The organism is Streptomyces aculeolatus, from assembly GCF_020400605.1.
Classification (GTDB): domain Bacteria; phylum Actinomycetota; class Actinomycetes; order Streptomycetales; family Streptomycetaceae; genus Streptomyces; species Streptomyces aculeolatus.
The window spans coordinates 378,355-388,897 of the sequence record NZ_JAINRD010000006.1 but is presented as its reverse complement, the minus strand read 5'-3'; the positions used below and the strand labels follow the sequence as shown (position 1 = coordinate 388,897).

General features: G+C 75.4%; 8 protein-coding genes. 6 read left to right on the top strand and 2 right to left on the bottom strand.

The features are described from left to right. The coding region (locus tag LG396_RS14420) for a hypothetical protein (RefSeq protein ID WP_225795059.1) at positions 1 to 1,212 on the bottom strand (1,212 nt) is incomplete at its 3' end. Between the two features lie 148 nt (positions 1,213 to 1,360). Between LG396_RS14420 and LG396_RS14415 the strand changes: the two genes are divergently transcribed. The 5 genes from LG396_RS14415 (at position 1,361) to LG396_RS14395 (ending at position 8,704) form a co-directional block, all read left to right on the top strand. Next, positions 1,361 to 2,197: an NAD-dependent epimerase/dehydratase family protein gene (locus LG396_RS14415; RefSeq protein ID WP_225795058.1), complete on the top strand. Its 837-nt coding sequence runs from the start codon at positions 1,361 to 1,363 to the stop codon at positions 2,195 to 2,197. Between the two features lie 144 nt (positions 2,198 to 2,341). Beyond that, the gene (locus tag LG396_RS14410) at positions 2,342 to 3,271 is read left to right on the top strand and encodes a 5-dehydro-4-deoxyglucarate dehydratase (protein ID WP_225795057.1); all 930 of its coding nucleotides are present in this window, start codon (positions 2,342 to 2,344) and stop codon (positions 3,269 to 3,271) included. Then, on the top strand, positions 3,271 to 4,539 hold the full coding sequence (locus tag LG396_RS14405; RefSeq protein ID WP_225795056.1) for an enolase C-terminal domain-like protein: 1,269 nt from the start codon (positions 3,271 to 3,273) through the stop codon (positions 4,537 to 4,539). Before LG396_RS14410 ends, LG396_RS14405 begins: the two co-directional genes overlap by 1 nt. Before the next feature lie 64 nt (positions 4,540 to 4,603). Then, the gene (locus LG396_RS14400) at positions 4,604 to 6,160 is read left to right on the top strand and encodes a sodium:solute symporter family protein (protein ID WP_225795055.1); all 1,557 of its coding nucleotides are present in this window, start codon (positions 4,604 to 4,606) and stop codon (positions 6,158 to 6,160) included. Between the two features lie 123 nt (positions 6,161 to 6,283). Next, complete coding sequence (locus LG396_RS14395) at positions 6,284 to 8,704, top strand: polysaccharide lyase 8 family protein (RefSeq protein ID WP_225795054.1); 2,421 nt, start codon at positions 6,284 to 6,286, stop codon at positions 8,702 to 8,704. A gap of 305 nt (positions 8,705 to 9,009) precedes the next feature. On the opposite strand, the gene LG396_RS14390 is transcribed toward LG396_RS14395, so the two are convergent. Next, positions 9,010 to 9,930, bottom strand: a complete 921-nt coding sequence (locus LG396_RS14390; protein ID WP_225795053.1) for an NADP-dependent oxidoreductase — start codon at positions 9,928 to 9,930, stop codon at positions 9,010 to 9,012. Between the two features lie 65 nt (positions 9,931 to 9,995). Between LG396_RS14390 and LG396_RS14385 the strand changes: the two genes are divergently transcribed. Beyond that, the gene (locus tag LG396_RS14385; protein WP_225795052.1) at positions 9,996 to 10,397 is read left to right on the top strand and encodes an RNA-binding S4 domain-containing protein; all 402 of its coding nucleotides are present in this window, start codon (positions 9,996 to 9,998) and stop codon (positions 10,395 to 10,397) included. Positions 10,398 to 10,543: the final 146 nt, after the last annotated feature.

Below are 10,543 nucleotides of genomic sequence, written 5' to 3'. Positions count from 1 at the left end.
TAGGGCCTCCGCCACCCGGGCCAGGTCCTCCCCCGACGCCAGCCCTCCGTGGTACAGCCGCAGTTCGTCCGCGCCCAGCTTCGCCGCGTGGGCGGCGTCCGCCGCCAGCGTCGCCGGGGATCCGCCCATGCCCGAGACCACCGTGAGGTTCGCCGCCAGCGTGGTGTGCGGGCGGCGGTGGGGCACGCAGGGTTCCAGGGCGGCGGTGCGCGCCGCGGGGCCGCCGGTGCAGGGGAGGACCAGGCCGTCCGCGAACGTCAGCACCTCCGCCGGGTCCACCCCCGCGTTCGCGCCGCAGGCGTACGGCTCGGGAGCGGCGTGCAGCAGGACGCGGAAGGCGGAGTCCGGGGCCTCGGCCCGTACCGCCGCGACCGCCTCGCGCTGCAGCCGGGTCGCCGCCGCGCGCCGCCAGCCCAGCACCGCCGCCGCCCGCTCCTCGCCGAGCAGTCCGGTGATCCGGGCCCAGGTGCCCGCCGCCTCCACCGCCTCGGCCGCGGCCGGCGGGGCGGCGGCGGTCCCGTCCCAGTACGGCCGCAGCGCCGCCGTGACCGCGGCCCGCAGGCCGTCCGGCTCCGCGCCGTACGCGGCGTAGCCGTCGCGGCAGCGGTCGCAGAAGCACAGCGACATCAGCACCTGCCCGGCCGCGTCCAGGGCCACCCCGGCGGTCTTGTCGTGCGCGTGCAGGTGCGCCAGCCCGTACCACCCGCACGACTCCAGCTCGCACCCGCGCGTCCCCGGCCGGGTCGCCGCCTCCGCGGCGAGCGAGACCAGGTAGTCGCGCACGTCGGGCCGACCGATGCACGGCGCCCACGGGTAGCGGTCGCCGTACGCGTTGACCACGGACGTCTCCGGATGCTCCGCACCCAGCCGGGAGTTGTGCGCGAGGACCACCCAGCTGTGCACCTCCACCCCGGCCCCGGCCAGCGCCCCGGCCGCCTCCCCGAACGGGTCCGCGGCGGCCATCCAGTCCTGGGGGTACGGGTGCAGCGCCCGGCCGGCCCACCTGCCCGGGTCCGGCGGGTAGAGGACCGCGGAGTGCCGCGCGGTGACGACGCGGTGGCGCGGGTGGCGCGGGGTCAGGGCGCGGGTGGAGTGGTACGCGGCGGCGAGCGTCACCTGCCGTACGCCCAACTCGGCGACCCGGCGCGCCGCGGCGGGGTCGCCGACGACGTCCCACGGATACAGAAAGACCGAAGCACGAGGTGTCATCATCAGGGTGTACACATTTCTGCCCGGCGTCCATATTGGTGAACAGGCACGCTAGAGCCGCCCCGACACACCGTCAAGACCGCGTCCCCGGCGCCCGGTCCGCGCCCCGCCGGCCCGGCCCACCCCCGTCCCGTACCACCGAGGAGCCACGATGTCAGCCCACCGCATCCCGCGCACCGTCCTGCTCACCGGCGCCGCCGGCGGCATCGGCACCCTGATGCGCGGCCTGCTGCCCGCCCACGGCCACGAGCTGCGCCTGCTCGACCACGTCGCCGTCGACCCGGGGCCCGAGCCGGTGCACTACACCGACCTCGCCGACCTCGCCGCGCTGCGGGAGGCGGTCCGCGGCGTGGACGCGGTGCTGCACCTGGCCGGGATCTCGCTGGAGTCGACGTTCGACAGGGTGCTGCGGGCCAACATCGAGGGCACGTACCACCTCTACGAGGCCGTACGCCAAGAAGGCGTCCGCCGCGTCGTCTTCGCCTCCAGCAACCACGCCGTCGGCTTCCACCCCCGCCCCCGCCACCCCGGCCGCGTACCCGCCGCCGAGCTGATCGGCCCGGGTGCCGCGCACCGCCCCGACACCTTCTACGGGCTGTCGAAGTGCTTCGGCGAGGACCTGGCGCAGCTCTACTGGGACAAGCACGGCATCGAGACCGTCTCCGTACGCATCGGCTCCTGCTTCCCCGAGCCGACCAGCGTGCGCATGCTCTCCCTGTGGCTCAGCCCCGCCGACGGCGCCCGGCTGTTCCACGCCGCGCTGACCGCCCCGGACGTCGGCCACACCGTCGTCTACGGCAGCTCCGCCAACACCCGCGCCTGGTGGGACCTCGGCACGGCGCGGGCGCTCGGCTACGAACCGCGGGACGACTCCGAGGCGTACGCGGACAAGCTCCTCGCCGAGCTGGGCCCCGACGACCCCGACGCCCCGGACCAGGCGAACCTGGGCGGCCCGTTCTGCACCGACCCGCCCATCTGGCCCCGCTGAGGCGCCCGTTGGCGGGCGGGCGCGCTCCCACGGCCGCGGCGGGAACCCGCGCGCACCCCCTTGACGGCCGTCGCACCCACCTCTACGTTTCCGGCACCAATTCAGATTCATATCTTTCGTTCAGATAGATGAATCGAGGTTCCGGTGCGGCTCGACGGCATCCTGTTCTTCCCCCTCACCCCCTTCGACGCCGCCGGCGCGGTGCACGAGGACGTGCTCGCCGAGCACGTCGCCGACGGCGTCGCGCGGGGCGCGGGCGCGGTGTTCGCCGCCTGCGGCACCGGCGAGTTCCACGCGCTGGACGGCGCCGAGCACGAGCGCGTGGTCCGCACCGCCGCCGCGGCCGCGGCCGGCCGGGTGCCGGTGTTCGCCGGCGCCGGCGGGCCGCTGCCGCACGCCGTCGCGTGCGCCCGGGCCGCCGCCGGGGCCGGTGCCGACGGGATACTGCTGATGCCGCCCTACCTGGTGGCCGCGCCGGAGGCGGGGCTCGTCGCGTACGTGCGGGAGGTCGCCGCCGCGACCGGACTGCCGATCGTGGTCTACCAGCGCGACAACGCCCGCTTCACCCCCGCGGGCGCCGCCGAACTGGCCCGGATCCCCACGGTCACCGGCTTCAAGGACGGGCTCGGCGACATCGAGCTGATGCAGCGGATCATCCCCGCCGTGCACGCCGCGACCGACGGCCGGGACGGCGCCGCCAAGGACTTCACCTTCTTCAACGGGCTGCCCACCGCCGAGGTCTCGGCCGGCGCGTACGCGGCCGTGGGCGCGCGGCTCTACTCCTCCGCCGCCTTCTGCTTCGTCCCCGAGGTGGCCCTCGCCTTCCACCGCGCGCGGGCCGCAGGCGACGACGAGCGCGTACGCCGGCTGCTCACCGGCTTCTACCTCCCCCTCGTCCGCCTGCGCAACGAGGTCCCCGGCTACGCCGTCGCGCTGGTCAAGGCCGGCGCCCGGCTGCGCGGCCTGGACGCGGGCGGCGTCCGCCCGCCGCTGGCCGACCCGCACCCCAAGCACCTCGCCGAACTGGAGCTGCTCGTCTCCGCCGGGCTGGAGATCGCCGGGGAGGGCCGGTGATGCGCATACGCGAGATCACCGTCACCCCCGTCGCCTTCCGCGACCCGCCGCTGCTCAACGCCGCCGGCGTGCACGAGCCGTGGGCCCTGCGCAGCATCGTCGAGGTCGTCACCGAAGACGGCCTCAGCGGCCTCGGCGAGAGCTACGGCGACGCCTCCCACCTGGACCGGCTGCGCGCCGCCGCACGCGACCTGACCGGCGCCGACGCCGGCCACCACCACGGCCTCTACGCCCGTGTGGCCGCCTCCGTCGGCACCGGCGTCTTCTCCGACCAGCACGGCCTGACCGGCGCCGGCAGCAACGGCAAGACCGTCGACTCCGTCTTCTCCCCGTTCGAGGTGGCCTGCCTCGACATCGTCGGCAAGGCCACCGGCCGCCGCGTCGCGGACCTGCTCGGCGGGCCGGTGCGCGACGCCGTGCCGTACAGCGCGTACCTCTTCTACAAGTGGGCCGGCCACCCCGACGCACCCGAGGACCGCTTCGGCGCCGCGCTCGACCCGGACGGCATCGTCGCCCAGGCGCGGCTGCTCACCGAGGAGTACGGCTTCCGCTCGCTGAAGCTCAAGGGCGGGGTCTTCCCGCCCGACGAGGAGATCGAGGCCGTGCGCGCCCTGGCCGACGGGTTCCCCGGCCTGCCGCTGCGCATCGACCCCAACGCCGCCTGGACGCCCGGGACTTCCGTACGCGTCGGCACCGAGCTGGCCGGGGCGGTGGAGTACCTGGAGGACCCGGCGCCCGGCATCGACGGGATGGCGGAGGTCGCCGCGCGGGTGCCGATGCCGCTGGCCACGAACATGGCCGTGGTCACCCACGCCCACCTGCCGCCCGCGATCGAGCGCGGCGCCATCGGGGTGCTGCTGCTGGACCACCACTACTGGGGCGGGCTGCTGAGGTCCGCGCAGGTCGCCGCGCTCTGCGGGACGTTCGGCATCGGCCTGTCCATGCACTCCAACTCCCACCTCGGCGTCAGCCTCGCCGCGATGACGCACCTGGCCGCCGCCACCCCCAACCTGGACCACTCCTGCGACACCCACACCCCCTGGCTGACGGTGCGGGACGGCCAGGACGTGATCGCCCCCGGGGCCCTCACCTTCGCCGGCGGCGCCGTACCGCTGCCGCCGGGGCCCGGCCTCGGCGTCGAACTGGACCGCGACGCGCTGGCCGTGCTGCACGAGCAGTACGAGAAGTGCGGCGTCCGGCGCCGCGACGACACCGCGTACATGCGCCGCCTCCACCCCGGCTTCGCCCCCGCACGGGCCCGTTGGTGAGGGCTGCGCACGCGGCACGCGCACCACCCCCCACCCCTCGTCGACGACACAGGCAGGAGCCGAGATGGCCATCGCTGACTGGATCATGGTCGGTGCCTATTTCTGCGTGATGGTAGGCATCGGCTGGTGGTCGAAGAACCGCATCCACACCGTGAAGGACTTCTTCACCACCGGCGGCCGCATACCGTGGTGGCTGTCCGGCATCTCGCACCACATGTCCGGCTACAGCGCGGTGATGTTCGTCGCGTTCGCCGCCGTCGCCTACGACCACGGGCTGACGGTGTACGTGTGGTGGGCGCTGACCATCGGCCTCGGCATCGGCGTCGGCGCGTTCCTCTTCGCGCCCCGCTGGGCGCGGCTGCGCGCGAAGCACGACGTGGCCTCGCCGCTGGAGTACCTGGCAAAGCGGTACAATCTGCCGACGCAGCAGGTGCTGGCATACAGCGGCGCGCTGCTGAAGGTGGTCGACATCGCGGCCAAGTGGGTGGCGATCTCGGTGCTGCTCCAGGGGTTCGCGGACGTGCCGCTGGAGTGGGGCATCCTCTTCACCGGCGTGGCGACCATGGCGTACATGGCGGTCGGCGGCCTCTGGGCGGACGTGCTCACGGACTTCAGCCAGTTCATCATCCAACTGCTGGCCGGTGTGGTGATGTTCTGGGCCGTGCTGGCGGAGCTGGGCGGCATCGACACCCTGTGGACGATGTGGGACGACCTGCCGGACAGCCACCACGACCCGGTCACCGGGCCGGTGACCACGACGCTGGTGCTGGCGTTCCTGCTGGTCAAGACCTTCGAGTACAACGGCGGCATGTGGAACCTGGCGCAGCGCTACATGGCCGCGCCGTCCGGCTCCGCCGCGAAGCGCTCGGCGCTGCTGTCCAGCGGGCTGTGGCTGGTGTGGCCGTTCATCCTGTTCCTGCCGATGTTCGCGGCGCCGCTGATCGTGCCGGGGCTGGAGAACAGCGAGGAGTCGTACATCGAGCTGGCGAAGGAACTGATGCCGGCCGGCCTGACGGGGCTGGTGCTGGCCGGGTTCTTCTGCCACACGATGGCGATGGTCGCGTCGGACTCCAACGTGATCTCGGCGGTCATCACCCGGGACATGGCGCCCGTGCTGGTGCCGCGGGTACGGCGGTTGACGGACCGGGCGCAGCTCACGTTCGCGCGGGTGACGACGGTGGCGTTCGTGTCGGTGAGCATGGTGATCGCGATCGCGACCGGCGGTGAGGGCTTCGTGCTCGACGTGGTCGTGGACCTGGTGGCCGCGACGATGGGACCGATCTCGATCCCGCTGATGCTGGGGATGCTGCCGTGGTTCCGGCGCTGCGGGCCGACGGCGGCGATCGTGTCGTGGGCCGGCGGTCTGGGGCTGTGGGCGGTGCTGCACTGGGTGCTGGACGGCACCACGCAGGCCGCGCTCGTGGGGCTGCCGCTGCTGACGTCGCTGGTGCTGTACGTGGGCATCGGGCTGCTGCGCCCCGAGGGCGGGGCGGAGCAGGACGCGCTGATCGACTCGCTCGGCTCGGACCCGGAGGAGGGCGCGACCGCGGGCGCGGCGGGCGGTGCGGCGGCGAAGGACGGGCAGCCGCCGGAGGCGACGGCGGACCTCACGTCGCGCTGAGATCGTCCGCGCCAGGTTCCACGGCGGGCGACCCCCGTTGCTGCGGCGGGGGTTGCCGACCGGGGCAGCAAGCGCTTTCATGCAGGTGAGTACGGACCCTTTCGTACGAGCCGAGGGAGCCCGATGCGCCCGCCCCGCCCGCTGTTGCCCTCCCGCCGCACCCTGCTCGCGGCGGGCGCCGGGACCCTCCTGGTCCCGGCGCCCGCCGCCGCGTACGCCGCAACCCCCGCCGGCACCCCCGCCGGAGCCCCGGCCGATGAAGAAGCCCTGCTGGAGCGCGCCGCCCGCATGCTCACCGGCGACGGCTACGACCCCGCGGACCCCGACTTCGCCGCCGCCCTCGCCGACCTCGACGCCGAGGCCCGCCGCTGGTGGGACACCCTGGACCGGTCGGCGGGGCGCACCGCGCTCTGGCCCGACCTCGCCCCCGTCGCCGACGCCGGCAACTTCGGCCAGTGCTACCCGCGGCTGCTCACCCTCGCCACCGCCTGGACCGCGCCCGGCACCTCCTTCACCGGCCGCGCCGACGTCGCCGCCGCGCTGCTCGACGCGCTGCGCTTCCTGCACGCGACCGCGTACCACCCGGGCCGTACCGAGACCGGCAACTGGTGGTTCTGGGAGATCGGCGCCCCGCGCGCGCTGCTCGACTGCTGCGTCCTGCTGCGCGCCGAACTGCCCGCCGCCGACCTCGCCGGCTACCTCGCCACCGTCGACCGCTTCGTCCCCGACCCCGACCGCCGCACCAACTCCCCCGCGCTCTCCGAGACCGGCGCCAACCGCGCCGACAAGTGCGTCATCGTCGCGCTGCGCGGACTGCTCGGCCGCAGCCCCGAGAAGACCGCGCTGGCCCGCGACGGCCTGTCCGACGTGCGCGACGGCGGGCGCAACAGCCTCTTCCAGTACGTGACCTCCGGCGACGGCTTCTACCGCGACGGCTCCTTCGTCCAGCACGGCTCCGTCGCCTACACCGGTACGTACGGCGCGGTGCTCCTCGCCGCCGCCGGCCGGCTGATGGCGCTGCTCGCCGGCTCGCCGTGGGCGGTCACCGACCCGGCGACGAGCGTGCTCCTCGACTCCGTCGAGCGGTCGTTCGCGCCGGTGATCGCCGACGGGCTGATGATGGACGCGGTACGCGGCCGGGCGATCTCCCGCGAGCGCGCCCCGGACCACGTGGACGGCGCGCTCGCCGTCTCCTACGTGCTCCAGCTGGCGGAGGCCGCGCCCGCCGCGCAGGCCGCGCGCTGGCACGCGGCGGCGAAGGGCTGGATCGGGCGGCAGGCGGCGTACCCGTACCTCTCGCTCGTCGGGCTCCCGCACATCCAGCGGGCCAAGGCCGTGCTCGCCGACCCCGGGGTCCCGGCCGCGCCGCCGCTCACCGGCCACCACTGCTTCGCCGCCATGGAGCGCGTCGTGCACCGGCGGCCCGGCTGGTCGTACGCGCTGTCGCTGTCGTCGAAGCGCGTCGCGGCGTACGAGGCGGGCAACGGCGAGAACGCCCGCGGCTGGTACACCGGCGACGGCATGGGCTACCTCTACCTCCCCGGCGACCAGGGGCAGTTCGGCGACGCCTTCTGGCCCACCGTGAACGCGTACCGGCTGCCGGGCACGACCGTCGACACGCGCCCCCGCGCGGACCTGGGGACGGTCTGGACGGAGTTCCGCCCGGTGAACGAGGTGTCGGGCGGCGCGGTGCTGCACGGGCGGTACGGGGCGGCGGCGTTCGACCTGCGGGCGGACGGCAGCTCGCTGCGGGCGCGGAAGACATGGTTCTTCCTGGACGACGCGGTGGTCGCGCTGGGCGCGGACATCGCGGCGGACGACGGCAGGGTGATCGAGACGACGGTCGAGAACCGCAGCCTGCGCGGGGCCGGGGAGCAGGCGCTCACCGTCGACGGCCGGCGGCAGCCGGCGGCGCCGGGCTGGGCGCGGGACTTCGAGCGGGCGCGGTGGGCGCACCTGGAGGGGGTCGGCGGGTACGTCTTCCTCCCCGGCGGCGGGTCCGCCCTGCGGGCGCTGCGCGAGGAGCGTACGGGCGCGTGGCGGGACATCAACACCGGTGCCGACACCGGCGGTTCCACCACCCCGCACACCCGGCGCTACCTGACGCTCTGGCTGGACCACGGCGCGTCGCCGGCCGGCGCGGGCTACGCGTACGCGCTGCTGCCCACGGCGAGCCGGGCGGCGACGGCGGCGTGGTCGGCGCGCGGCCCCGTGCGGGTGGCCGCGAACGACGCGGCGGCGCAGGCGGTCGAGGTCCCCCGGCTGGGCCTGACGGCGGCGCACTTCTGGACGGCGGCCACGGCGGCGGGCATCCGCAGCGAAGGACCGGCCACGGTCCTGCTCCGGCGCCGCGGCGACGGCATCTCGCTGGCGGTCTCCGACCCGGGCCACGCGGCGGCGGAGGTCAGCCTCGAACTCCCGCTGCGCGTCCGCGCGGTGACGAGCGCGGACCCGACGGTGACGGTGACCCCGGGCCGCCGGGGCCGGGTGACGGTACGCGTGGCGGGCTCCCGCGGCGCCACGCACCGGGCGGAACTGCGGTAACCCGCGGGCGGCGGGGACGGCCCCCGCCGCGGGGCCGCCCCGTACCGGCGGAGCGGGGTGGCCCCGGAGGCGGGTCACCCGCCGGGCGCCGCGAGGTGCCCGCGCCGCCCGGCTCCGGCGGGATTCGCGCCGGGCCGCCCGCCGCGCCCGCAGGGATGGCCCGCAGGCCGGTCGGCGTCGGCCGTCCGCCGTCCGCCGTCCGTGCGGCTCGCATCCGGGGCCCGGGCGGAGACGGGCACCCGCGGAGTCCGCCGGCCGCCGCCCCGCCGGAGTCGCAACGGCCGGAGGCGCTACAGCCGGAGGCGCTACGGCACGACCAGGACCAGCTTCCCGCGCGTACGCCCCGACTCGCTGCGCCGGAACGCCTCCGCCGCCTCCGCCAGCGGCAGGGCGTCCACGTGCACCGTCAGCTTGCCCGCCGCCGCGAGCCCCGCCAGGTACGCCAGCCCCTCGGCGTCCGGGCGGACCCACACCACCTGCCCGCCCAGCTTCTTCACCTCGCCGTCCGCGATCGACGCCGACCGCGCCGGGTCCTTCAGCACCTCGCGCGAGACCTGCACCGCGCCGCCGCCGGCGAAGTCCACCGCCGCGTCCACCCCGTCCGGCGCCAGCTCCCGCACCCGGTCGGCGAGGCCCTCGCCGTACGTCACGGGCTCGGCGCCCAGCGAACGCAGGAAGTCGTGGTTGCGCTCGCTCGCGGTGGCGATCACGCGCGCCCCGCGGAGGACCGCGAGCTGCACGCCGAGCGAACCGACCCCGCCGGCGCCGCCGTGAACGAGCACCGTCTCCCCTTCCCCGGCGCCCACCCGGTCCAGCGAGCGCAGCGCGGTGAGCCCGGCCAGCGGCAGCGCCGCGGCCTCCTGCCAGCCCAGCCCGGCGGGCTTGTGGGTCAGGGTCCGTACGGGCGCGGCGACGTACTCCGCGTACGTGCCCTGCCCGACCTCATCCCGGCGCACGTACCCCAGCACCTCGTCGCCCACGGCGAACTCCGGGGTGTCCGCGCCCAGTTCCTCCACCACACCGGCGGCGTCCCAGCCGGGAATGAGCGGGAAGCGGACGTACATCATGGGGTCGAGGTAGCCCTTCGCCACCTTCCAGTCCACCGGGTTGACCCCGGCCGCCTGCACCCGCACCAGCACCTGGTCGGGGCCGACCTTGGGCTTGGGCACCTCGTCGAGGCGCAGATTCTCCGGTCCGCCGTACTCGTTCGTCACGATCGCCTTCATGATCTCCTCCCAAGGTCCGGTCCGACGGGATTATTCCGGTTGCACGGGCCCGTAGAGTCGACGACATGGCTGGAGAGGACGGGAGCGTACGGGTCGACAGCTGGATCTGGTCCGTACGGCTCACCAAGACCCGCTCCGCGGCGGCCACCGCCTGCAAGGCGGGGCACGTCCGCGTCAACGGCGACCGGGTGAAGCCGGCCCAGGCGCTGCGGGTCGGCGACGAGGTGCGGGTGCGGCTGGCCGGGCGGGAGCGGATCGTCGTGGTCAAGCGGCTGCTGCGCAAGCGGGTGGGCGCCCCGGTGGCGGTCGAGTGCTACGCGGACCACAGCCCGCCCCCGCCGCCGCGCGAGATGGCCGCGCCGATCGCCCGCCGCGACCGCGGCACGGGCCGCCCCACGAAGCGGGACCGACGCGAACTGGACCGGCTGCGCCGCCGCGCGGAGACCCCCGGCGGAGAGGACTCCTAGGGCAACGGTTTCGTAGCCGGAGCTTCTCCGGTGGACCGCCGAGGGCCGGTCCCCGGCGGGCGCGGACCGTGCCGAGGTCCGGCGCGGGAGTTACCCCGTCCGGGTGGGGTGTTGCCCGGCGCCGCGCCGGCGGGTCGGGGGCGCGC